This is a genomic window from Mycobacterium kansasii ATCC 12478, assembly GCF_000157895.3.
Classification (GTDB): domain Bacteria; phylum Actinomycetota; class Actinomycetes; order Mycobacteriales; family Mycobacteriaceae; genus Mycobacterium; species Mycobacterium kansasii.
Map to the genome: position 1 here is coordinate 2886419 of NC_022663.1, position 22057 is coordinate 2908475.

Genomic DNA, 22057 nt, shown 5'->3' on the forward strand with positions numbered 1-22057 from the left:
CGCAATGCTCCTTTATGGGTTCAAGACGACTTTGGTGCAGCCGTCCCGCTTGTGTTTGAAGATCTCGTAGCCGTGTGGAGCCTGGTCGAGTCGTAGATGGTGGCTGATGATCATCGTGGGGTCGATCTCGCCGCTGCAGACCCGGTCCAACAGCGGCCGCATGTAGCGTTGTACGTGGCACTGGCCGGTCTTGATGGTCAGCGAGCGGTTCATGACCGCGCCGATGGGGAATTTGTCCATGACACCGCCATACACCCCGATGACCGAGACGGTCCCGCCGTTGCGGCAACTCATCACCGCTTCCCGAAGTGCGTGCGGCCGTTCGGTTTCCAACCGCGCGGCCTGCTTGACGCGGTCGTAGGCGTCCACCACTCGAGAGCCGTTGCGGGCCTCCATACCCACCGCGTCGATGCAGTGGTCCGGTCCCCGCCCGGCGGTGATGTCCCGAAGCTCCTCCAGCACCGAGGTCTCGGCGAAGTTGAGGAGTGTCGCACCCAGCCGGCCAGCCAACTCCAGCCGATACGGGACCCGGTCAATGGCAATCACTTTGGCCGCGCCAAGCAAGTAGGCGCTGGCGACCGCGAATAGGCCCACCGGACCGGCACCCCATACCGCGACGACGTCACCGGGTGTGATGCCGCACATCTCGGCGCCCATGTAGCCGGTGGGCAGAATATCCGACAAGAACAACACCTGGTCATCGGTCAGATCGTCGTCGATCTTCAGCGGCCCCACATCGGCGAACGGCACCCGCGCGTATTCGGCCTGTCCACCGGCAAACCCGCCCAACATGTGCGAATACCCGAAAAGCCCTGCGGGCGAATGACCCAACAACTTCTCGGCCATTCCTGCGTTGGGATTGGAATTCTCACACAGCGAGTACAGGTCGCACTCACACGCCGAGCACGCTCCGCACGCGATCGGGAAGGGCACCACCACCCGGTCGCCGACGGCCAAGTTGGACACCGCCTTTCCGGCCTCGACCACTTCACCCATGAACTCGTGCCCCAGCACGTCTCCGTGCTTGACCGTGGGGATATAGCCGTCGTAGATGTGCAGGTCCGAACCACAGATGGCGGTGGAGGTGACCCGCACGATGATATCGCGGTCGTTGCGGATCTCGGGATCCGGAACCGATTGCACCTCAACGCTATTGCGTCCGGCCCAGACGGTGGCTTTCATCAGCGCGCTCCTTCGCTCACCGGTCGCGCGGGCTGTTGATGCATCTGGCGCATCGCTGACGTGCCTTCCGGCGACCCGTCGGAATACAGCACCTGCCCGGTTTCCAGGATCTGCTGGAACCGCCGAAGGTCGTCGTTGACCTGCTGTTCCGGTGACTCGCCCAACAGCGTCGCAACCGACTTGCCGAGCACTCCGCCCGGTATGTGGTAGCCGATAGTGACTCGGACCTCGGTGCCGTCGCCCGCGGCCGTCGGCGTGAATTCGATGCTGCCCCCGTGCCTTACCCCGGAATCACGCGCCGATTGCCACGCAATCCGCTTGTTGGGCGCATCCTCGACGATCTGCGCATCCCACTGCACGGGCTGGCCTACCGGCGCGTTGACGGCCCAATGCGACCGCCCGCCGTCGCCGGCGGTGACCGATCGCAGGTGGTGCATGAAGCTGGGCAGGTTCTCCAGGTCACGCCAGAACCGGTACACGTCCTCCGGCGGACGGCGCACCGTCACCGCGGCCCGCAGCGACCGATGCTTCGGGCCGTTGCCATGCCGGTGGCCTCCGTCGCTGGCGGCGCGCATCGCGGCGTAGAGGTCGGCCCCGGCGATTCCGGTCAGCGCGACGGCGGCAACGGCGCTGCGCGCCCGTGCTCCCCGGCCACGGCTGAGCACACCCGCCCCGAACACCGCGACGTCCACCACGTCGCCGGCCACCCTGGTCCACACCAGTTTCGGCGAGCCGAGCAATAACGCCGCGGCGTGGCCGCATTCGCGTATTCCCAAGGCGCGGATGACCCAGCGCGACCGGTCCGTGTCGGCCACGCCCGCGAGCACGGCTACTTTCCCGGGGGCCAGCACTTCGGCGAGGCCAAGCCCCAGGCTGGCCCCGCCAAGGCCGCGGGCCAGCGTGGCCGCTGCGCTCGCCGAGGCGTCTTTCATCGTCATTTCCTTGCCTTGTGCTGTCTTGTGGTGTCAGGAAGCGGCCGCCCGCAGCTTGTGAAGCAACGGTTCGGCGGCCTCCTTGAGGAACTCGTCCTGATGCTGTCCGCCGATCTGCACGAGGGCGATATCGGTGAAACCGGCTTCCCAATAAGGCCGCACAGATTCGACGATGGCGTCCAGATCCGGCCCACACGGGATGTTCTCGGCGACGTCCTCCGGACGCACGAACTGCGTCGCCGCGGCAAAACCGGCCGGCGTCGGCAAGTCCGCGTTGACCGCCCAGCCGCCGCCAAACCAGCGGAACTGGTCGTGTGCCCGTTCGACGGCGGCGTCGCGGTCAGGATCCCAGCACACCGGTAGCTGGCCGACCACCCTTCCGGCGCCGGTCCCGTTGGCAACCTGGCGTGCCGCGTGCCACGAGTCGACCAGGTCGCCGTCGGGCTCCACCGCGATCAGGTGGTCGGCAAGTTTGGCGAATTTGTCGACCGCCTTGGGTCCGCCGATCGCCACCCCGACGCCTACCGGCACGTCCGGTAGGTCCCACAGGCGCGCCGAATCGACCTGGAAATAGTCGCCACGCCAGTTCACCAGCCGGCCGCCGAACAGTTCGCGGATGATCTTGACCGCCTCGCGCAACATGTCCTGACGACGTTCGACCGCCGGCCAGCCCCGGCCGACGATGTGCTCGTTGAGGTTTTCGCCGCTACCCAGTCCGAGCGTGAACCGCCCGTCGGACAGGATCTGCACGGTCGCGGCCTGCTGCGCGACGATCGCGGGGTGATACCGCATCGTGGGACAGGTCACGTAGGAGTACAGGTCGACCCGTTCGGTGGCATGAGCCACCGCGCCCAGCACCGCCCAGGCGTTGGGCGCGTGTCCTTGCGACGTCAGCCAGGGCGAGAAGTGGTCGCTGCAGACCAAAAAGTCGAAGCCCCGCTGCTCGGCCGAAACGGCGTACTGCACAAGGTCTTTCGGCCCGCTCTGCTCGGTCATCAACGTATAGCCGAAATTCGTCATACGCGGTGGGGTACCCGGCTACAAGCCCACGTAACGCCGCGGCGAAAAATCGCCCCCAAAACCCGCCCCGGCGTTCCGCTCGCGGCGGCTTGCCGCGGCGCCAAAACGGGTAGACCGAGCGCAGGAGCGGGCAACGGCCCGCCTCAACCGCAAAGGAGCGGACAATGATCGGAACAATCATCGGGGCCATCGTGGTCGGTCTCATCGTGGGCGCGCTCGCCCGCCTGGTCATGCCGGGCAAGCAGAACATCGGCGTCATCATGACCGTGGTATTGGGGGCCGTCGGGTCGTTCCTGGGAACCTGGATTTCCTACAAGTTCGGATACTCGAATCAGAACGGGGGCTTCGAGTTCATCCCGTTCCTGGTCGGTATCGTCGTGGCGGTCTTGCTCATCGCCGCCTACCTCGGGCTTACCGGCCGGCGCGGCACGTCTGCTCGTACCGGTCCGCGCGCCGGCCTGTAGCAGCTCAGCGGGGCCTCGGCTTGGTCGCTTTGTGCCATCGGTGACCTGCCGAAGCATCTCCCACTTCGTTCCCTCATGACGCCCCCAGCCGGCACCAATGGGGCTCGGCCAGGAACGACTTCGCTCGAGCCCGCGTATGTCCCCTGATCGGGGGACAAGCTGTAGCACGTTCGGGGGATGGAGATCTCATTGCTCGCGCACTTATGATCAACCAGATTTATTTGGCATGTGTTGCGTATTGCGCTGGGAGGTAACGGTTTAACAACTCATACGGAGGCAGCGGGCTTGGAATGGAGTTGCGGTGCCGGTTCGAGCGGTACTCATGGGTGTGGTGATGCCCCAGTGCGCGTTCTAGTGGCTCCCCGCGGGCCACGAGCTAGGCAGCGAGCCCAACTAAGAACGTCGCGGACATCCGCGCAACCCCGATTTCAGTGATGCTGCCATCCGCTGCGAATTACCGAGAGGAAGCCTTCTTTGAGCGTGTTCGAATATTCCAACGACCGGGCGCCCCAACCGCAGAACAAGGCCCACGCCAGGGGATCCGATTCGGCACCGGGCCACGTCCGTCTCACCAAGTCGCGGCGTGGCACACGCGCCGCCGGCCTGGCTTTGGGAGCATTGGCAATAACCGGCGGAGTTACCGGAGTCCTTGACGCCAGCACCGCGACCACCAACGGCCCTACGGTCACCGTCGGCAGACTCGCCATCACCCTAACGGCCAACCACGGGTTCAAACTCGACACCTGCACCGCGGGAAACTCCGGGATCGCCCAGGGCGACAACACCAACTCTGGCAATAGCAGCAATATCGACAGTTCTGAAGGCACCGGCGCAAACAACGGCGACACCGCCAGTGATCCCATCGTCATTTCAAACTCCGATACGACCAGCGCTGTGGGCGGTGATTTGACAAATCAAGTGGGCGTCGACGTTCAAGAAATTCCGGAAAACATCATTGCCAGTGACCTCGCCACAGATAACGTGGATATTGCTACGGCCGATATTGGCGCCGAATTAGGCAATAATAATAATAATAATAATGCCCCGCCGCCGGTTGGAATGATGTGGCCAGACGGGCTTCCACGATGGGCTAATTTACCTCCGTATGATCCCAATGACCCTGATGATAACTAAGCGGGTCTTCCCGAAAAACGCACCGCGACTGGCGTCGTCTCCGATTTCGGGATTCGCATCGGCACCACCGAAAAGGGCCGTCCAGCATGTGGTCCGGATGCCGCGGCGTCCGAGTCGGATACCTTACCGCCGCGCGCCTTTCGAGACCCGTCACAGGGAACGCGCGACAATAATTCGCCAAGTCGCAGAGACAGGTTGATTAATCGTGAGGACCAAGAAGGACTACAGCCGGCCGCAATCAGCTGTGATGCGCGCGATAAGGACTCGACGCATCGCATTTTCCTTTCACAACGCAGCGCCATCCAAGCGACATTTCGTGGCCGGCGACATTGCGATGAGCCACCTTGTTGCGCTCATGTCCGGTGGTTTTCCATCGGGAGAGGAGTCCTTTATTCTGGCAGTTCGCCGTTACCGAAATCAGATCACCGATCCGGTATTGAAGAATCAAGTTGCCGGCTTCATCGGACAGGAAATGAACCACGGGATGCAGCACCGCAACCTGAACGTTGAGCTGGTCCGGATGGGGTACTGGGTAACCAGGCTGCTCGATGCGCTGGGCACCCGGTTCGTCAATCGGATGAAGGACAACCTGTATCGCATTCCGAATACGGTCGCAAAACTGGCGCTAGCAAATACGGCAGCTGTAGAGCACCTTACCGCGGTGCTGGGCGAAAAGGCATTGACTACTCCTTGGCTGCAAGAACGACTAAGCGACCCGGAGGTGCGAGCAATGCTGAACTGGCATGCAATTGAAGAGATGGAGCATAAGGCCGTTGCATTCGACGTTTACCGATACGTGGGCGGCAGCGAGCGGATGCGAATTCTCTCAATGGCTGGCATGCTCGCCCTCTTATGGGTGCCCCTCATATTTTTCCTCGTCTCAATCGCTACCGATCCGTGGGCCTGGCGGCACCCGATCGACACCCTACGCAGCATAGTGTCCCTACCGCGGATTCCCTTCTTCGAGGGCATCGTCCCAAAAGTAAAAATCTATTGCCGGGTTGGATTTCACCCTGACGATGTCGACCACACGGAAATCTTGCAGAAATGGCGAGACGAATACTTTGGCCCAAATGGCCTACTTCTCGACCACCTCAAGTAGCGTCGTGCCGGTCGTGCCCGGGCCTGCAATACTCGACGTCGTAGCGTGCCCGCATCTCCGCTGGGGCAATAATCGCCCGGCACTTCCCCAATTCGCCTCAAGACTAGTTCGTTGAGCTCTGCCGCCGACGATGCCGTCAGCACAGAGAATGTCAGCGCCGGGGTGCAGCCGCTTCGGAGCGAGAACGCAGCGGCAGGATCGTGAACCCCGACTCGTTGCGGCGCAAACCACCAGAGGAGATCAAATACCCGCCGATGTCGTGGAGATATGCGCCAAACCGCGGGTGGTCATCGCCGCCGAATGCGACGGCGCCGAAATAGTCCAACAACACCAAATCGCCTAGCATTCAACATAACTCGTTATTCCACCACGTGTGGATTACACCGGACCGAAATCCACCGCTTTTGTGGAATTGTCCCACCGACGTTAGGGATCAGTGAGCATGAATGCCCCCACGCCTGACATGTCCGATGAGGAATTGGGTGGTCAGCAATGGCATTTGTATGCCCTGTGCGCCCAGACCGACCCGGATACCTTTTTCCCCGATAAGGGCGGCAGTACTCGCAACGCCAAACGTATTTGCAACGTTTGCGAGGTCAAACGTCGATGCTTGGAGTACGCGCTGGCCAACGATGAGCGCTACGGCATCTGGGGAGGATTGTCCGAACGCGATCGTCGCCGTCGAAAGAAGCGCGCAGCCGACGGCCGGTCATAGGAGCCACTGGCCGAACAGTCGAGCCCGAGCCAGCTCGCCGGCGGCGGCAGGAACGCCCCAACCTGATTGCCCAACGAGTTCTAAGCCGTCCCGCGCACCACAATCGTGTGCTCCTCGCGGGGCACCAACTCGCCGATAACGGGTGCGCCCGGAATCTCGCCCGCGATCAGCAGTCCGCCCGAGGTCTGCGCGTCGGCCAGCAGGAGCGCCTCCTGCTGGCTCACCGCCGACAGGTCGACGTGCGGGGCCACCCACGCGAGATTGCGCCGGGTGCCGCCGCTGACGTAGCCGGCGGCCAGGGCTGCGCGCGCGCCGTCCAGGTACGGCACCGCGGCCGAGTCGATCACCGCGGTCACCCCGCTGGCCCTGGCCAGCTTGTGCAAGTGCCCCAGCAACCCGAAACCGGTTACGTCCGTGGCACATTCGATGCCGGCCGCCAACGCGGCCGCCGCCGCTTCGGCGTTTAGCGTGGTCATCGCCGCCACGGCGTCCGCGAACCGCTCGCCGGTGGCTTTGTGCCGGCTGTTCAGGACGCCGATCCCGAGCGGCTTGGTCAGCGACAGCGGGGTGCCCGGCTTGCCGGAATCGTTGCGCAGCAACCTGTTTGGGTCGGCGATTCCGGTGACCGCGAGCCCGTATTTGGGCTCGGGGTCGTCGACGCTGTGTCCACCTGCCAGATGGCAGCCCGCGAGCGAGCACACGTCCAGCCCGCCGCGCAGCGTCTCGGCGGCCAGCTCGAGGGGCAGCACATCGCGCGGCCACCCCAGCAGATTGACGGCGACCACCGGCCGCCCGCCCATCGCGTACACATCGGACAGCGCGTTGGCGGCGGCGATTCGGCCCCAGTCGTAGGGGTCGTCGACCACCGGGGTGAAAAAGTCGGTCGTCACTATCAAGGCCGTGCCGCCCTCGATCACCACCGCGGCGGCGTCGTCGCCGCTGTCCAGCCCGACCAGCAGCTCACCGGCCGGCTCGTGCGGCGCGGCTGCCCCCAACCGGCCCACCACGTCCTCCAGCTCGCCGGGCGGGATCTTGCACGCGCAGCCGCCACCGTGCGCGTACTGAGTCAATCGGTAGGGCATGGCGTCCATAATTGTCGCCATGGCCCAGGGAGGCGTCTCCGGTCTGGTGACCGGCGCGGTCTTCAAAACCGTCGAGCGACAGATGCTGCCGCTGGCGGGTTCGATTCCCGTCCGCCTCCGCCACCTCCCCGGGTCCAGACATGAGTGATCCGAGACGACGCATTCCCCGCACCGACGCGCTGCTCGCCGATCCCCGTCTCGCCGAGGCGCAACAGGTGCTGGGCCGAACCCTGGTGAAATCGGTGATCGCGCAGGCTCAGCAGCGGGCCCGCGCCGGCCGGATCGATCCGGAGCGGGTGGCCGAGGACGCCGTCGCCGCACTCCCGGCCAGCGCAACCAGCATGCGGGCGATCGTCAACGCCACCGGTGTCGTCGTGCACACCAACCTGGGCCGGGCACCGTTGTCGCAGGCCGCGGTGGATGCGATGGTCAGTGCCAGCGGCACCACCGACGTCGAATTCGACCTGACAACCGGTCGTCGCGCGCGCCGCGGCCGGGGTGCGCTGGGCGCGCTGGCTCGGGCGGTGCCGACCGCCGGCGGGGTGCATGTGGTCAACAACAATGCCGCCGCGCTGCTGCTGACGGCGCTCACGCTCACCGGGGGCCAGAGCGGCAGGGAAATCGTGCTCAGCCGCGGCGAGCTGGTCGAGATCGGCGACGGATTCCGCATTCCCGAGCTGCTGGCGTCCACCGGCGCGCGGCTGCGCGAGGTCGGCACCACCAACCGCACCAGCCTGCGCGACTACGCCGAGGCGATCGGGCCCGACACCGGGTTTGTGCTCAAGGTGCATCCGTCCAACTTCTGCGTCACCGGGTTCACCTCGGCGGTCAGTGTCGCGGAGCTGGCGCAGCTGGACGCGCCGCTGGTGGTCGACATCGGCTCCGGACTGCTGGCACCGCATCCGGTGCTGCCCGACGAACCGGACGCGACAACCACCCTGCGCGACGGCGCCAACCTGGTCACCGCCAGTGGCGACAAACTGCTCGGCGGCCCGCAGGCCGGCCTGCTGTTCGGTGACGCCGAGCTGATCGAGCGGCTGCGCCGGCACCCGGCCGCCAGAGCCCTGCGGGTGGACAAACTCACCCTAGCCGCGCTGGAAGCGACCGTGGCGGGTCCGCCACCCCCGGTAGCCCAGGCGCTGGCCGCGGACGTAACGCAGCTGCGCACCCGCGCGGAACGGCTCGCCGAGCAGCTGCCCGGAGCCGAAGCGGTGGACTGCGTGGCGGCCGTCGGTGGCGGCGGGGCCCCGGGTGTGCGGCTGCCCAGCGCAGGGCTGAGCCTGCCCGAGTCCTACGCCGCAAAGCTGCGTACCGGCAGCCCGCCGATCGTCGGCCGGGTGGAGGGCGGCCGGTGCCTGCTGGATCTGCGCACGGTGGCACCGGAGGAGGACGACCTGCTGCTGGCGGCGGTGCGGGCATGTTCGTCATAGCCACCGCGGGACACGTCGACCACGGCAAGTCGACGCTGGTCCATCGGCTCACCGGGATGTGGCCGGACCGCCTGGCCGAAGAGCAGCGCCGGGGCCTGACCATCGACCTGGGCTTCGCCTGGACCGACGTCGACGGACGCCGGCTGGCGTTCGTCGACGTGCCGGGCCATGAACGGTTCGTTCCCACGATGCTGGCCGGCGTGGGCCCGGTTCCGGCCGTCATGTTCGTGGTCGCCGCCACCGAGGGCTGGATGCCGCAGTCCGACGAGCACCTTGCGGCGTTGGACGCGCTGCGGGTTAGGCATGTGCTGGTCGTCGTCAGCAAGGCAGATCTGGCGGACCCGGCTCCCGCCATCGCGCAGGTGCGCCAGCGGTTGGCTGGCGCGCCGGTCGTACTCGGCACCGACCTCGATCAGGTCCGCAGCGGCCTCCTGACACTGGTGCAACGGCTGCCGCAGCCGGACCGCGACGGCGACGTGCGGCTGTGGGTCGACCGCTGCTTCACCGTGCGCGGCGCGGGCACCGTCGTCACCGGGACGCTGAGTGCCGGCACCATCCGGGTGGGCGACGAACTCGAGCACGCCGGACGGCGCGTCACCGTCCGCGGCCTGCAGTCGCTGGGCCGCGCCGTCGACGAGGTGGCCGCGGTGGCGCGGGTGGCGCTGAACCTGCGGGGGGTGGACCGCCGGCAGCTGGCCCGCGGCGACACCGTTCGGACGCCGGGTGCCTGGCTGGATACCGCGGAGATCGACGTGGCCCTGTGGTCGGCGGGCCCGCTGCACCGCCAGCTGGTGCTGCACATCGGGTCGGCGGCGGTGCCGGTGCAGGTGCGCGCGCTGGGGACGGCCGGGGCCCGGCTGCGGCTGGCCGGGCCGTTGCCGCTGCGGGTCGGCGACGTCGGGTTGCTGCGCGATCCCGGGGAACACCGGATCGCGGCCGGGATCGAGGTGCTCGATGTGCGGCCGCCGGAGTTGCGCCGCCGCGGTGCGGCGCGGGCCCGGGGCGAGGAGCTGGCGACCGGCCGGGTGCGTCCGCCTGACTGCGCACCCGCGGCGCAGTTACGCGCGATGGGGCTGCGGGCTACCGGCCACCGCGTGGGGGATTGGGTGGTGGATCCGCAGTGGTGGGCCGGGCGACGCGAGCTTGCGGTCATGACGGTGCAGCGCTGGGCGGCCGAGCACGACATTGCGGCGGGCATGCCGCTGGAGGCGCTGCGACAGCGGGTGGGGCTGCCGACCGCCGAACTGGTGTCCGAGCTGCTCGACGGCACCGGCCTGGAAGTGGCCGACGGCCTGGTCCGGTCGCCCGGTGCGGGCCTGCCCCCGCGCGTCGATAAGGCGGTGCGCACGGTGGAGGAATGGCTGGCCGCCGAGCCGTTCCGGGCGCCGGAGGCCGACGAATTAGCCGAGTTACGGCTAGGCGCAAGGGAACTCGCCGCGGCGGTGCGCGCCGGCCGGCTTACCCGGGTTGGCGACGGCGTCGTGCTCGGACCCGACGCGTTCGCGCGGGCGGCCGCCATCCTGGCGGCACTGCCGCAGCCGTTCACCGTGAGCGACGCCCGGCGCGCCCTGGGCACCACGCGCCGGGTGGCGGTCCCGTTGCTCGAACAGCTTGACGCGCTGAGGATTACCCGCCGCGATGCGGACGGCACCAGGACGGTGCTGTGAGCACACCGGGCGCGCCAAGTCCGCGGGTCCGGTTGCTGCTCACCTATGTCACGGGGTTTGATCAAACAATGGACCCGGAAAGCAAGCTCGCGAAGTTGATCCAGTCGTGGCCGGTCTACCGCCAGCTCACCGGGTCCGACCCGCTGGGCCGCGGCAAGGCCGCACAGTCGGCTCGCTCGGTCGCGCTGACGCCACGCACCGCCGAGGCCGACCACATCGCGCACTCGGTGTGTCCGTTCTGCGCGGTGGGCTGCGCCCAGAAGGTGTACGTCAAAGACGAGAAGGTCATCCAGATCGAGGGCAATCCGGATAGCCCCATTTCCCGAGGACGCTTGTGCCCCAAGGGATCTGCCAGCACCCAGCTGGTCACCGGGCCGCAGCGCGAAACCGTCGTGCGCTACCGCGCCCCCTACGCCACCGAGTGGCAGGAACTCGACCTGGACACCGCGATGGACATGGTCGCCGACCGGGTGCTCGACGCCCGTCGCAAGGGCTGGCAGGACTTCGACGCCGACCGCAACACGCTGCGCCGCACCATGGGCATCGCCAGCCTCGGCGGCGCCACCCTGGACAATGAAGAGAACTACCTGATCAAGAAGCTCTTCACGGCCCTGGGCGCGCTGCAGATCGAGAATCAGGCCCGTATTTGACACAGCGCCACGGTTCCCGGTCTGGGAGCCTCCTTCGGTCGCGGCGGAGCGACGGACTACCAGCAGGACCTGGTCAACTCCGACTTCATCGTCATCATGGGCTCGAACATGGCCGAGGCCCATCCGGTCGGGTTCCAGTGGGTGATCGAAGCCAAGGCCCGCGGCACCGAGGTCATCCACATCGACCCGCGGTTCACCCGCACCAGCGCCCTGGCCGACCGCCATGTGGCGTTGCGCGCCGGCAGTGACATCGCGTTCCTCGGCGGGGTGATCAACTACATCCTGTCCAACGGGCTGGACTTCCGCGAATACGTCACGGCCTACACCAACGCCTCGTTCCTGGTCGACGAAAACTACCGGGACACCGAGGATCTCGACGGTCTGTTCAGCGGCTACGATCCCGACACCGCCTCGTACGACCCGGCGACCTGGCATTACGAGTCGACACATCACGGCGGTCGCGGCGGGGCCGACGACAAACAGCGCGCCGCGCCCGATCAGCTCGGCTCCGGCGGGCCGGCGGTGGAGGGTGGTGCCGGTCCGATCCCGGCCGACCCGACGCTGCAGCATCCGCGCTGCGTCTACCAGATCCTCAAGCGGCACTACGCCCGCTACACCCCGGAGATGGTGGAGCGGGTCTGCGGCGTGCCGGCCGACACCTTCCTACAGGTCGCGCGGGCATGGACGGAAAATTCCGGCCGGGAGCGCACCACGGCGCTGGTGTACAGCGTGGGCTGGACCCAGCACACCATGGGCGCGCAGTTCATCCGCGCCGGCTCGATCATCCAGCTGCTGCTGGGCAACATCGGCCGGCCCGGCGGCGGGGTGTTCGCGCTCCGCGGGCATGCCAGTATCCAGGGCTCCACGGATGTGCCGACACTGTTCAACCTGCTGCCCGGTTACCTGGCCATGCCGCACGCCGGCCAGGCCACCCTGGCCGACTACCTCGACCGGATCAAGAGCCAGAATCAGAAGGGCTTCTGGCACAACGCCGACGCCTATATGGTGTCGCTGCTCAAGGAGTACTGGGGCGAGCACGCCACCGCCGACAACGACTACTGCTTCGACTATCTGCCGCGGATCAACGGCGACCACGGCACCTACCGCACCGTCATGGACATGGTCGACGGGACGGTGTTCGGCTACTTCCTGCTGGGCCAGAACCCGGCTGTCGGGTCGGCCCACGGACGGCTGCAGCGGCTCGGCATGGCCAACCTGGACTGGCTGGTGGTACGCGACCTGGTGATGATCGAAAGCGCCACCTTCTGGAAGGACGCCCCCGAGGTCGAGACCGGTGAGATCACCCCGCAGACTTGCCGGACGGAGGTGTTCTTCTTCCCGGCGGCCTCACATGTGGAGAAGGCCGGCACGTTCACCCAGACCCAACGGATGCTGCAGTGGCGGGAGAAGGCCGTCGACCCGCCCGGTGACGCCCGCTCGGAGCTGTGGTTCTTCTACCACCTGGGCCGGCGGCTGCGGGACAAGCTGGGCGGCTCGACCGACGAGCGCGACCGGCCGCTGCTGGACCTGTTCTGGGACTACGCGATGGAGGGTGACGAGCCTTCGGGTGAGGACGTGTTGCGCCGCATCAACGGCATCGACCTGACGACCGGCCGGGCAGGCCGGGCCCTCAATGGCTATACCGAGTTGAAGGCCGACGGCAGTACCGCCTGCGGCTGCTGGATTTACAGCGGTGTGTACGCCGACGAGGTCAACCAGGCGGCCCGGCGGGACACCTCGCAGTGGGGCTGGACCTGGCCCCTGAACCGCCGGGTGCTCTACAACCGGGCGTCGGCCGACCCCCGGGGGCGGCCGTGGAGCGAGCGCAAGAAGCTCATCTGGTGGGACGAAACCAAGGGCGCCAAGGGCGAGTGGACGGGTCTCGATGTGCCCGATTTCGAGAAGACCAAGCCGCCGGACTACCGCCCGCCCGAAGGCGCGGTGGGTGTCGAGGCGTTGCGCGGCGACGACGCGTTCGTCATGCAGGCCGACGGCAAGGCCTGGCTGTTCGCGCCCAGCGGCCTGGCCGACGGTCCGCTGCCTACCCATTACGAACCGCACGAGTCCCCGGTGCGCAATGCGCTGTACAAGCAGCAGGGCAACCCAACTCGAATCGTCTACGGCCGCAACGACAATCCGTCGAACCCGGCGCCGCCGGAGGCCCACGGTGAGGTGTTCCCGTTCGTCTTCACCGCCGCACGGCTGACCGAGCACCACACGGCGGGCGGGATGAGCCGTCAGCTGCCCTACCTGTCGGAGCTGCAGCCCGCGTTATTCGTCGAGGTGTCACCGGAATTGGCGCGCATCCGAGGGCTCACGCATATGGACTGGGCCCATGTGGTCACCAGCCGCACCGCGGTGGATGCGAGGGTGCTGGTGACCGAGCGGATGAAGCCACTTCGTATCGAAGACCATGTGGTGCAACAGATTTGGATGCCCTACCACTGGGGTTACAGCGGGCTGGTCGACGGCGACGTGGTCAACGACCTGTTCGGGGTGGTGTTGGACCCCAATGTCTTCATCCAGGAGAGCAAGGTCTGCACCTGTGACGTCCAACCGGGACGACGGCCCCGCGGACCGGAGCTGCTGGCCTACATCGCCGAATACCGCCGCCGGGCCGGCGTCACCCCGGCGACCGGCACCCGACTGGACACCCATAGCGAGGAAACACCTTGAACCGCAACAGTTTCTATGGTCCGCTGAGTGATCCGGCCGGCGATGCCGGGCATGAGGAGCACCCAGCACGAGTCGGGTTCTTCACCGACACCTCGGTGTGCATCGGCTGTAAGGCCTGCGAGGTGGCCTGCAAGGAGTGGAACCGGGTGCCCGACGACGGCTTCGACCTGCTGGGAATGTCGTTCGACAACACCGGCATGCTCAGCGCCAACACCTGGCGGCACGTCGCGTTCATCGAGCAACCGCCTACCGATCTCGGCATCCCGAAGTTCGAGCGCCCCGGGGCCGTGTCGGATCCGGAGTCGCGCAGCGACTTTCGCTGGCTGATGAGCTCCGACGTGTGTAAGCACTGCACGCATGCCGGGTGTCTGGACGTGTGCCCGACGGGTGCGTTGTTCCGCACCGAGTTTGGCACCGTGGTTGTGCAGCAAGACATTTGCAACGGCTGCGGGTATTGCGTGTCCGGCTGCCCATACGGGGTGATCGACCGCCGCGAGGGCGACGGGCGGGCGTGGAAGTGCACGCTGTGCTACGACCGGCTGCACGATGGGCTGGAACCGGCGTGCGCCAAGGCCTGCCCCACCGACTCCATCCAGTTCGGGCCGCTCGACGAACTGCGTGAGCGCGCCGCCCGCCGGGTCGAGCAACTGCATGAGCGCGGCGTAACCGGGGCGCGGTTGTACGGTCACGATCCTGACGACGGCGTGGGCGGCGACGGCGCGTTCTTCCTGCTCTTGGACCAGCCCGAGGTCTACGGATTGCCGCCGGATCCGGTGGTGCCCACCCGGGACCTGCCGGCCATGTGGCGCTACGCCGGGATGGCCGCGTCGGCGCTGGTCGCCGCCGCGGTGTCGGCGTTCGTCGGGAGCCGGCTATGACCAGGGGGGCGGCCGGCGGGCGGGAACAGCTCGCCGTGCCCCGAGCGGAGTTCCGCTCGTATTACGGGCGTCCGGTGCTCAAACCACCGGTGTGGGAGTGGAAGATCGCGGCGTACCTGTTCTCCGGTGGCCTGTCGGCGGGTTCGGCGCTCCTGGCCGCCGGCGCCGATCTGACCGGGCGCCCGGCGCTGTGCCGGGTGAGCCGAGTCGGGGCTCTGGCCAGCCTCCTGGCCAGCATGTACTTCCTCGTCGCCGACCTCGGCCGCCCCGAGCGGTTCCACCACATGTTGCGGGTGGCCAAGCCGACTTCGCCGATGAGTGTCGGCACCTGGATTCTGACCGCCTACGGGCCGGGCGCCGGGCTGGCCGGGGCCGCCGAGCTCATGCCGCCGGCGCTGCGGCGCACCTGGGTCGGAGCGCTCGTGCGCTGGTTGGCACGACCGGCCGGACTCTCGGCGGCGGCCGTCGCACCCGGGGTCGCCTCCTACACCGCGGTGTTGCTGTCGCAGACCGCCGTCCCCGCCTGGCACGAGGCGCACCCCTATCTGCCGTTCGTCTTCACGGGCTCGGCCGCAGCCAGCGGCGGCGGCTGGGGCATGGTGCTGGCGCCCGTGGCCGAGGCCGGTCCGGCGCGGCGACTCGCGGTCGTGGGGGCCGGGCTGGAGATCGCGGCGTCGCGGCTGTTGGAGCACCGGCTGGGTCTGGCCGCCGAGGCGTACACGACGGGAAAGCCGCACCGGCTGCGCAGGTGGGCGGAGTACCTGACGGTCGGCGGGGCGCTGGGCACGGTGGCGGCAGGCCGGAGCCGGTACGCCGCGAAGCTGTGCGGGCTGGCACTGCTCACCGGCAGTGCGCTGCAGCGGTTCGGGGTGTTCGAGGCCGGCGTGGAATCCACCCGAGATCCGAAATACGTGGTGGTGCCGCAACGCGAAAGGCTTGATTCCGGCAACTGATCAGCGCTGCTGACTTTGCGCGAGTGGACGTCGCGCTGAGATGAATCTCGGTGAAAGCCGCTACAGCCGCTCTTTGACCGCCGCCGACAGGCGGGCCCCGTCGGCTTTGCCCTCGGCGATCTCGGTGGCGAACTTCATGACCATGCCCATCTGCTTCATGCCGGGCCGATGCCCTAGCTGTTCGGCCACCTGGGCGATGGCGGTGTCGGCGACGTCGGCCAATTCTGCCTCGGTGAGCGGCGTGGGCAGATACTCGTCGATGATCCGGGCTTCCGCATGCTCGTTGGCGGCCAGCTCACCACGCCCGTTCTGGGTGTAGATCTCGGCCGCCTCGCCACGTTTACGGGATTCTCTGGCCAGCACCTTGAGCACCTCGTCGTCGGAGAGCTCTTTGGCTTGCTTGCCCGATACTTCCTCGGTCTGGATTGCGGCCAGCACCATGCGTAAGGTCGCGGTTCGCAACTTATCCTGCGTTTTCATCGCTTCGGTCAGGTCGGCCCGAAGCCGCGATTTGAGTTCCGCCATGGCAGAGACGCTACGCGCGTTGTTTTCGGAGGCTGCCGAACCCGACACCAAGACCGGAAGTCATGCCTGCATTGAGAAATGCGCCGACCGCCGACAGGATGGAGCCCATGACCAACGACGACAGCCGCCGCATCCGGTGAGTACGCTGCCGCCGAGTTATCCGGTTGACCCGCCGGCCGAGACCCCCGGGTACATACCGGCCGGGTACCCACCATTGGGCGCCGGCTATCCGCCGCCACCATCGCAGACGCCGGGCTTCGGCGCCCCACCGCCCGGATACGGCCCGCCGCCCGGTTACGGTGTGCCACCTGGTTACGGCATGCCACCGGGTTACGGTCCCCCGCCACCGGGCTACGGCGCTCCGCCCGGATATGGTCCCCCGCCACCGGGCTACGGCGCTTCGCCCGGATATGGTCCCCCGCCACCGGGATATGGCCCGCCGCTGGTTCCCGGAGCGGTCAAACCCGGGATCATCCCGCTGCGGCCGTTGACCTTGAGCGACATTTACAACGGCGCGGCCGGCTACATCCGCACCAACCCGAAGGCGACGCTGGGACTGACCGCGATCGTCGTGGTGATCATGCAGGTCATCACGTTGATCGCCACGGTCGGACCGTTGACGGCCCTCAACCAGCTGGAAAACCAGCCGTCGACCGAGCTGAGCCTGGGCGTCTTCGGCGCCTGGATGGGTTCGGTGGCGGCCAGCGGTCTGGTCACCTGGCTGGGCGGCATGCTGCTGAGCGGAATCCTCACCGTCGTGGTGGGGCGCGCGGTCTTCGGATCTCCCATCACCATCGGTGAAGCGTGGGCCCGGGTCCGCGGGCGCGTGCTGGCACTGATCGGGCTGGCCTTGCTGGAAGCCGCCGGGATGGTGGCGCTCGGGGGACTGGTGGTGGTCATCCTGGTCGGGGTTGCGGCCGCGGTCAACGGTGCTGCGGCGGTCCTGGTCGGCATCCCGTTGCTGCTGCTGGTCGGGTTGCTGCTGGCCTACCTGTACACCATGTTGGTGTTCGCGCCGGTGCTGATCGTGTTGGAGCGACTGCCGCTGGTCGACGCGGTCATCAGATCGTTCCGGCTGGTCCGCGGCGGGTTCTGGCGGGTCCTGGGTATCCGGTTGCTGACGGCTCTGGTCGTGGGACTGGTCGGCGGTGCGGTCGCGGCCCCCTTCAGCATCGCGAGCCAGATCTTGTTGGGCGTCACCGCGTCGGAAGGCTCCATCGGTATGCTGCTCGTCGGCACGACGCTGTCGGCCGTCGGCTCAGCGATCAGCCAGATCATCACCGCACCGTTCACCGCCGGAGTTGTCGTGCTGCTGTACACCGATCGCCGCATGCGCGCCGAAGCCTTCGACCTGGTCCTGCAGACCGGTGCCGCCGGTGGGCCCGCCGCAGTGGAGTCCACCGACAACCTGTGGCTCACGCGGCCTTACTAATCGACCGGTGAGGACTGACTGACGATGCCTTCCATCGACATCGACCGCGATGCCGCCCACCAGGCAGCGCAGCATGAGCTCGACAAACCGATCTATCCCAAGCCATCGCTGTCGACGGCTTTCAGCGACTGGCTCAACGAGCAGTTGTACCGGCTGTTGGAGAAGGGCGCTTCGGTATCCGGTGGCTGGTTCACCCTGACGGTGCTGTTCATCCTGGCGGTGATCGCTGTGATCGTCGCCGTCCACATCGCCCGACGCACCATGCGCACCAACCGCGGCGGTGATTACCAGCTGTTCGACGCCGGCCAACTCACCGCGGCCCAGCATAGAGCCACGGCTGAAGCGTTTGCGGCCCAAGGTAATTGGGCCGCGGCCATCCGGCATCGGCTGCGCGCGGTCGCGCGCGAGCTGGAAGAGACCGGCGTGCTGAACCCGGCCCCCGGACGCACCGCCAACGAGCTGGCCACCGACGCGGGCGCGGCCCTGCCTCACCTGGCAGGCGAATTGGTCCGGGCCGCAACGGCTTTCAACGACGTCACCTACGGCGAGCGGCCCGGAACTCAAGATTCCTACCAGCTGATCGCCGACCTCGACGACCACCTGCGATCACGCGCTCATGCCTCGTCGGCGGTGGAACGCCCCGCCGCACCCGATTCCTGGGCGCAGGTCCGGTGATGCCGGCACCGGGTATCACCCGGCGACGGCGGCCGTGGCGTGGCATGGTGCTCGCGCTGACGGCCATCGTCCTCGTCGCCGCCGTCGGCACCTACCTGACCGCGCCGCGGCCCGGCGGCATGATGGATCCCGCGGCCACCAACTCCTCGGGCGCCCATGCGCTGGTGACGTTGCTGCGCGAAGGCGGCGTCGAGGTCGTCGTCGCCAATACCGTCGCCGACGTCGAACGCTCGGCCCGCGCCGACTCGCTGCTGCTGGTGGCGCAGACTCACTACCTGACCGACAGCGCACTTCTGGAACGGCTGGCACAAGCCCCCGGTGACCTGCTGGTGGTCGAACCCACCGCGCGAGCCCGCCGAGCGCTTACCCCGAAGCTGCGTATCACGGCCGCCGAGCAATTCGCGTCCCAACCGAAATGCTCGCTGCGAGAAGCTAATCGGGCCGGGAAGGTGCATTTCGGACCCAGCGATGCCTACCAGCCCAGGGACGACCTGGAGGTGGTCAGCTGTTACGGCGGCGCATTGGTCCGCTATCGCGATGCCGGGCGAACCGTCACGGTGGTGGGTAGTAGCGACTTCATGACCAACGGTGGCCTGCTCGAAGAGGGCAACGCCGCGCTGGCGATGAACCTCGCGGGCGACCGGCCGCGGCTGGTCTGGTATGCGCCGCACCGCGTCGAGGGACAGACGTCGGAGCCCGGTTCGCTCTCCGACCTGATCCCGGCAAACGTGATGTGGGTCGTCTGGCAGCTGTGGCTGGTGGTCCTGTTGGCGGCGCTCTGGAAGGGCCGCCGGCTGGGCCCGCTGGTGGCCGAAGAGCTACCCGTGGTGGTCCGCGCATCGGAGACGGTCGAGGGCCGTGGCCGGCTGTACCGGTCCCGGCGGGCCCGCGATCGCGCCGCCGACGCGCTGCGCACCGCCACGCTGCAGCGGCTGCTGCCGCGGCTCGGTATCAGCCCGGGCACCGACCCGCCGGCGGTGGTGCTGACCGTGGCCCGGCGCAGCGGGGCCGACCCGGAGTTCATTCGATATCACCTGTACGGCCCACCACCGGCCACCGACCAGGACCTACTACACCTCGCCCGCGCGCTCGACGACATCGAAAGGCAGGTCACCCACTCGTGACACAACCCGCTCCCACCACCCAATCCGCGCCCGCGGACTCGGCACGCGAAGCATTGCTGGGGTTACGTGCCGAGATCGGCAAGGCCGTCGTCGGACAGGACGGTGTGATCAGCGGCCTGGTGATCGCGCTACTGTGCCGCGGCCACGTGCTACTGGAAGGCGTTCCGGGAGTGGCGAAGACGCTGATGGTTCGGGCCATGGCCGCCGCGCTGCGGCTGGAGTTCAAGCGGGTGCAGTTCACCCCCGACCTGATGCCCGGCGACGTCACCGGTTCACTGGTCTACGACTCGCACAGCGCCGAATTCACCTTCCGGCCGGGCCCGGTGTTCACCAATCTGCTGCTCGCCGACGAGATCAACCGCACGCCGCCCAAAACGCAGGCCGCGCTGCTCGAGGCCATGGAGGAGCGTCAGGTCAGCGTCGAAGGCCAGGCGAAACTGCTGCCGGACCCGTTCATCGTGGCGGCCACGCAGAACCCGATCGAATACGAGGGCACATATCAACTGCCCGAGGCCCAACTCGACCGTTTCCTGATGAAACTCAACGTCACGCTGCCGGCCCGCGACTCCGAGATCGCCATCCTGGGCCGGCACGCACACGGCTTCGACCCGCGCGATCTGTCGGCGATCAGGCCGGTGGCCGGGTCTGCCGAGCTGGCCGCCGGGCGCGAGGCGGTTCGTCAGGTGCTGATCGCCGACGAGGTCCTGGGCTACATCGTCGACATCGTCGGAGCCACCCGCTCCTCCCCCGCGCTGCAGCTCGGGGTGTCACCCCGCGGGGCGACCGCGCTGCTGGGCACCGCCCGGTCGTGGGCGTGGTTGTCCGGACGCAACTACGTCACTCCCGACGACGTGAAGGCCATGGCGCGCCCCACGCTGCGGCACCGGATCATGTTGCGTCCGGAAGCCGAGCTCGAAGGGGCCACGCCCGACGGCGTGCTGGACGGGATGCTGGCGTCGGTCCCGGTGCCCCGCTAGTGATCCGCGCCGGTGACGATGCAGTGTGGGTACCACCCGCTTGCGGGGGAGAGCGGCGCCGATGATCCTTACCGGACGCACCGGACTGCTGGCGCTGATCTGCGTCCTGCCGATCGCGTTGGCCCCCTGGCCGGCAAGGGCTTTCGTGATCCTGCTGGCGGTGTTGATGACGGCCGTGGTCGTCGACATCGTGGCGGCGGCCAGCCCCCGCAAATTATGCTTCACCCGCTCCCCCGACAGCTCGATCCGGCTGGGCCAGCCCGCGGACGCCGGCCTGTCCATCCACAACGGGGGCCGGCGCCGGTTCCGAGGCCATATCCGCGACGCCTGGCCGCCCAGCGCCCGCGGCGAACCGCGCAGCCACCAGGTCAACATCGGCGGCGGCGAGCGTCAGCAGCTAACGACCCAGCTGCGGCCGGTCCGCCGCGGCGACCAGCGCGCGGCCGTGGTCACCGCCAGATCGCTCGGACCGCTGGGCTTGGCGGGCCGGCAGCGTTCGCAGCCGGTGCCGGGCAAGGTACGGGTGCTGCCGCCGTTTCTGTCGCGCAAGCACCTGCCGTCGCGGCTGGCCAAGCTGCGCGAGATCGACGGGTTGCTGCCCACGCTGATCCGCGGGCAGGGCACCGAGTTCGACTCGCTGCGCGAATATGTCGTCGGCGACGACGTCCGCTCGATCGACTGGCGCGCGACGGCCCGTCGCTCCGACGTGATGGTGCGCACCTGGCGGCCCGAGCGGGACCGGCGGGTGGTGCTGGTGCTCGACACCGGGCGGATGGCGGCGGGCCGGGTCGGTGTCGACCCCACGGCCGCCGATCCCGCCGGATGGCCCCGGCTGGACTGGTCGATGGATGCCGCGCTGTTATTGGCGGCGCTGGCGTCGCGGGCCGGCGACCACGTCGACTTCCTGGCCCACGACCGGGTGAGCCGGGCGGCCGTGTTCGGGGCGTCGCGCACCGAACTGCTGGCCCAATTGGTCGACGCGATGGCGCCGCTGCAGCCGGCGCTCGTCGAATCAGATTGGCGGGCGATGATTTCCGCGATTCTGCGGCGGACCCGGCGCCGGTCGCTGGTGGTGCTGTTGACCGACCTCAACGCCACCGCCCTGGAAGAGGGTCTGCTGCCGGTGCTGCCGCAGCTGTCGGCCAAACACCATGTGGTGGTGGCCGCCGTCGCCGATCCGCGCGTCGACGAACTGGCCATCGGGCGTTCCGATGCGGCAGCGGTCTACGACGCGGCGGCCGCCGAACGCGCCCGCAACGACCGTCGGGCGATCGCGTCGCGACTGCGCCACAGCGGCGTGGACGTCGTCGACGCGCCGCCCTCCGACATCGCGCCGGCGCTTGCTGATCGTTATTTGGCGATGAAAGCGACCGGCCGGCTGTAGTTCGGCCGCGAATGTGAACGGCGCAACGCCCGCGCGGTGTGTCGCGTCGCCAGAT

General features: G+C 67.8%; 20 protein-coding genes and 1 tRNA gene. 15 read left to right on the forward strand and 6 right to left on the reverse strand.

The features are described 5' to 3' along the window. Nucleotides 1–12: 12 nt before the first annotated feature. From MKAN_RS12535 to MKAN_RS12545, 3 genes are read right to left on the reverse strand one after another with little or no spacing between them, the layout of a single operon-like run. On the reverse strand, nt 13–1182 hold the full coding sequence (locus tag MKAN_RS12535; protein ID WP_023368669.1) for a zinc-dependent alcohol dehydrogenase: 1170 nt from the start codon (nt 1180–1182) through the stop codon (nt 13–15). Next, entirely contained in the window at nt 1182–2114 is a 933-nt protein-coding gene (locus MKAN_RS12540) for an SRPBCC family protein (protein ID WP_042313625.1), read from the reverse strand. Before MKAN_RS12540 ends, MKAN_RS12535 begins: the two co-directional genes overlap by 1 nt. A gap of 33 nt (nt 2115–2147) precedes the next feature. Then, nucleotides 2148–3134: an LLM class F420-dependent oxidoreductase gene (locus MKAN_RS12545; RefSeq protein ID WP_023368671.1), complete on the reverse strand. Its 987-nt coding sequence runs from the start codon at nt 3132–3134 to the stop codon at nt 2148–2150. A 164-nt stretch (nt 3135–3298) separates the two neighbouring features. On the opposite strand from MKAN_RS12545, the gene MKAN_RS12550 reads away from it, so the two are divergent. The 3 genes from MKAN_RS12550 (at nt 3299) to MKAN_RS12560 (ending at nt 5834) form a co-directional block, all read left to right on the forward strand. After that, nucleotides 3299–3598 carry a GlsB/YeaQ/YmgE family stress response membrane protein gene (locus MKAN_RS12550; protein ID WP_023368672.1) on the forward strand — a complete coding sequence of 100 codons (300 nt, stop codon included), beginning with the start codon at nt 3299–3301 and terminating at the stop codon, nt 3596–3598. Between the two features lie 474 nt (nt 3599–4072). Next, nucleotides 4073–4732, forward strand: a complete 660-nt coding sequence (locus MKAN_RS12555) for a hypothetical protein (RefSeq protein WP_129111823.1) — start codon at nt 4073–4075, stop codon at nt 4730–4732. Nucleotides 4733–4979: 247 nt separating this feature from the next. Beyond that, complete coding sequence (locus tag MKAN_RS12560; RefSeq protein ID WP_042312272.1) at nt 4980–5834, forward strand: metal-dependent hydrolase; 855 nt, start codon at nt 4980–4982, stop codon at nt 5832–5834. Nucleotides 5835–5985: 151 nt separating this feature from the next. Here the strand turns inward: MKAN_RS12560 and MKAN_RS12565 are convergent, their stop codons facing one another. Beyond that, entirely contained in the window at nt 5986–6180 is a 195-nt protein-coding gene (locus tag MKAN_RS12565; RefSeq protein ID WP_122503183.1) for a hypothetical protein, read from the reverse strand. Nucleotides 6181–6276: 96 nt separating this feature from the next. On the opposite strand from MKAN_RS12565, the gene MKAN_RS12570 reads away from it, so the two are divergent. Beyond that, nucleotides 6277–6549 carry a WhiB family transcriptional regulator gene (locus tag MKAN_RS12570; protein WP_036394428.1) on the forward strand — a complete coding sequence of 91 codons (273 nt, stop codon included), beginning with the start codon at nt 6277–6279 and terminating at the stop codon, nt 6547–6549. A gap of 80 nt (nt 6550–6629) precedes the next feature. Here the strand turns inward: MKAN_RS12570 and selD are convergent, their stop codons facing one another. Then, the gene (gene selD / locus MKAN_RS12575; protein ID WP_036394527.1) at nt 6630–7631 is read right to left on the reverse strand and encodes a selenide, water dikinase SelD; all 1002 of its coding nucleotides are present in this window, start codon (nt 7629–7631) and stop codon (nt 6630–6632) included. A 28-nt stretch (nt 7632–7659) separates the two neighbouring features. On the opposite strand from selD, the gene MKAN_RS12580 reads away from it, so the two are divergent. The 6 genes from MKAN_RS12580 to nrfD all read left to right on the forward strand — a co-directional run bounded on the left by MKAN_RS12580 (nt 7660) and on the right by nrfD (nt 15885). Next, a tRNA-Sec gene (locus MKAN_RS12580) sits at nt 7660–7754 on the forward strand. 17 nt (nt 7755–7771) lie between these two features. Continuing rightward, a complete protein-coding gene (gene selA, locus MKAN_RS12585) occupies nt 7772–9061 on the forward strand; it encodes an L-seryl-tRNA(Sec) selenium transferase (protein ID WP_023368678.1) in 1290 nt (429 codons plus the stop codon). Next, entirely contained in the window at nt 9049–10728 is a 1680-nt protein-coding gene (locus MKAN_RS12590; RefSeq protein WP_023368679.1) for a selenocysteine-specific translation elongation factor, read from the forward strand. Before selA ends, MKAN_RS12590 begins: the two co-directional genes overlap by 13 nt. Nucleotides 10729–10796: 68 nt before the next feature. Next, on the forward strand, nt 10797–14054 hold the full coding sequence (gene fdh, locus MKAN_RS12600; RefSeq protein ID WP_103799528.1) for a formate dehydrogenase: 3258 nt from the start codon (nt 10797–10799) through the stop codon (nt 14052–14054). Then, the gene (locus MKAN_RS12605) at nt 14051–14932 is read left to right on the forward strand and encodes a 4Fe-4S dicluster domain-containing protein (RefSeq protein ID WP_023368682.1); all 882 of its coding nucleotides are present in this window, start codon (nt 14051–14053) and stop codon (nt 14930–14932) included. Before fdh ends, MKAN_RS12605 begins: the two co-directional genes overlap by 4 nt. Continuing rightward, nucleotides 14929–15885, forward strand: coding sequence for an NrfD/PsrC family molybdoenzyme membrane anchor subunit (gene nrfD / locus MKAN_RS12610; RefSeq protein WP_023368683.1), 957 nt, complete (start codon nt 14929–14931; stop codon nt 15883–15885). The genes MKAN_RS12605 and nrfD overlap by 4 nt, the downstream gene beginning before the upstream one ends. Nucleotides 15886–15945: 60 nt before the next feature. On the opposite strand, the gene MKAN_RS12615 is transcribed toward nrfD, so the two are convergent. Continuing rightward, entirely contained in the window at nt 15946–16410 is a 465-nt protein-coding gene (locus MKAN_RS12615; RefSeq protein WP_023368684.1) for a GatB/YqeY domain-containing protein, read from the reverse strand. Between MKAN_RS12615 and MKAN_RS12620 the strand changes: the two genes are divergently transcribed. The 5 genes from MKAN_RS12620 to MKAN_RS12640 all read left to right on the forward strand — a co-directional run bounded on the left by MKAN_RS12620 (nt 16409) and on the right by MKAN_RS12640 (nt 22002). Continuing rightward, nucleotides 16409–17842, forward strand: coding sequence for a DUF3824 domain-containing protein (locus tag MKAN_RS12620; protein WP_023368685.1), 1434 nt, complete (start codon nt 16409–16411; stop codon nt 17840–17842). The genes MKAN_RS12615 and MKAN_RS12620 overlap by 2 nt on opposite strands. A 24-nt stretch (nt 17843–17866) precedes the next feature. Next, entirely contained in the window at nt 17867–18517 is a 651-nt protein-coding gene (locus tag MKAN_RS12625; RefSeq protein WP_023368686.1) for a DUF4129 domain-containing protein, read from the forward strand. Next, entirely contained in the window at nt 18517–19641 is a 1125-nt protein-coding gene (locus MKAN_RS12630; RefSeq protein ID WP_036394424.1) for a DUF4350 domain-containing protein, read from the forward strand. Before MKAN_RS12625 ends, MKAN_RS12630 begins: the two co-directional genes overlap by 1 nt. Continuing rightward, nucleotides 19545–20618, forward strand: coding sequence for an AAA family ATPase (locus tag MKAN_RS12635; protein ID WP_371877845.1), 1074 nt, complete (start codon nt 19545–19547; stop codon nt 20616–20618). Before MKAN_RS12630 ends, MKAN_RS12635 begins: the two co-directional genes overlap by 97 nt. 61 nt (nt 20619–20679) lie before the next feature. Continuing rightward, complete coding sequence (locus MKAN_RS12640; RefSeq protein WP_023368689.1) at nt 20680–22002, forward strand: DUF58 domain-containing protein; 1323 nt, start codon at nt 20680–20682, stop codon at nt 22000–22002. Nucleotides 22003–22057: the final 55 nt, after the last annotated feature.

What these genes read in the sequence shown, in the direction of transcription:
- selD (WP_036394527.1), bottom strand. Translation starts at nt 7,631, where the DNA reads ATGCCCTACCGATTGACTCAGTACGCGCACGGTGGCGGCTGCGCGTGC.
- MKAN_RS12560 (WP_042312272.1), top strand. Translation starts at nt 4,980, where the DNA reads ATGCGCGCGATAAGGACTCGACGCATCGCATTTTCCTTTCACAACGCA.
- selA (WP_023368678.1), top strand. Translation starts at nt 7,772, where the DNA reads ATGAGTGATCCGAGACGACGCATTCCCCGCACCGACGCGCTGCTCGCC.
- MKAN_RS12550 (WP_023368672.1), top strand. Translation starts at nt 3,299, where the DNA reads ATGATCGGAACAATCATCGGGGCCATCGTGGTCGGTCTCATCGTGGGC.
- MKAN_RS12565 (WP_122503183.1), bottom strand. Translation starts at nt 6,180, where the DNA reads ATGCTAGGCGATTTGGTGTTGTTGGACTATTTCGGCGCCGTCGCATTC.
- MKAN_RS12615 (WP_023368684.1), bottom strand. Translation starts at nt 16,410, where the DNA reads ATGGCGGAACTCAAATCGCGGCTTCGGGCCGACCTGACCGAAGCGATG.
- MKAN_RS12540 (WP_042313625.1), bottom strand. Translation starts at nt 2,114, where the DNA reads ATGAAAGACGCCTCGGCGAGCGCAGCGGCCACGCTGGCCCGCGGCCTT.
- MKAN_RS12590 (WP_023368679.1), top strand. Translation starts at nt 9,049, where the DNA reads ATGTTCGTCATAGCCACCGCGGGACACGTCGACCACGGCAAGTCGACG.
- MKAN_RS12625 (WP_023368686.1), top strand. Translation starts at nt 17,867, where the DNA reads ATGCCTTCCATCGACATCGACCGCGATGCCGCCCACCAGGCAGCGCAG.
- MKAN_RS12630 (WP_036394424.1), top strand. Translation starts at nt 18,517, where the DNA reads ATGCCGGCACCGGGTATCACCCGGCGACGGCGGCCGTGGCGTGGCATG.
- MKAN_RS12570 (WP_036394428.1), top strand. Translation starts at nt 6,277, where the DNA reads ATGAATGCCCCCACGCCTGACATGTCCGATGAGGAATTGGGTGGTCAG.
- MKAN_RS12640 (WP_023368689.1), top strand. Translation starts at nt 20,680, where the DNA reads ATGATCCTTACCGGACGCACCGGACTGCTGGCGCTGATCTGCGTCCTG.
- MKAN_RS12535 (WP_023368669.1), bottom strand. Translation starts at nt 1,182, where the DNA reads ATGAAAGCCACCGTCTGGGCCGGACGCAATAGCGTTGAGGTGCAATCG.
- MKAN_RS12620 (WP_023368685.1), top strand. Translation starts at nt 16,409, where the DNA reads ATGGCAGAGACGCTACGCGCGTTGTTTTCGGAGGCTGCCGAACCCGAC.
- nrfD (WP_023368683.1), top strand. Translation starts at nt 14,929, where the DNA reads ATGACCAGGGGGGCGGCCGGCGGGCGGGAACAGCTCGCCGTGCCCCGA.
- MKAN_RS12545 (WP_023368671.1), bottom strand. Translation starts at nt 3,134, where the DNA reads ATGACGAATTTCGGCTATACGTTGATGACCGAGCAGAGCGGGCCGAAA.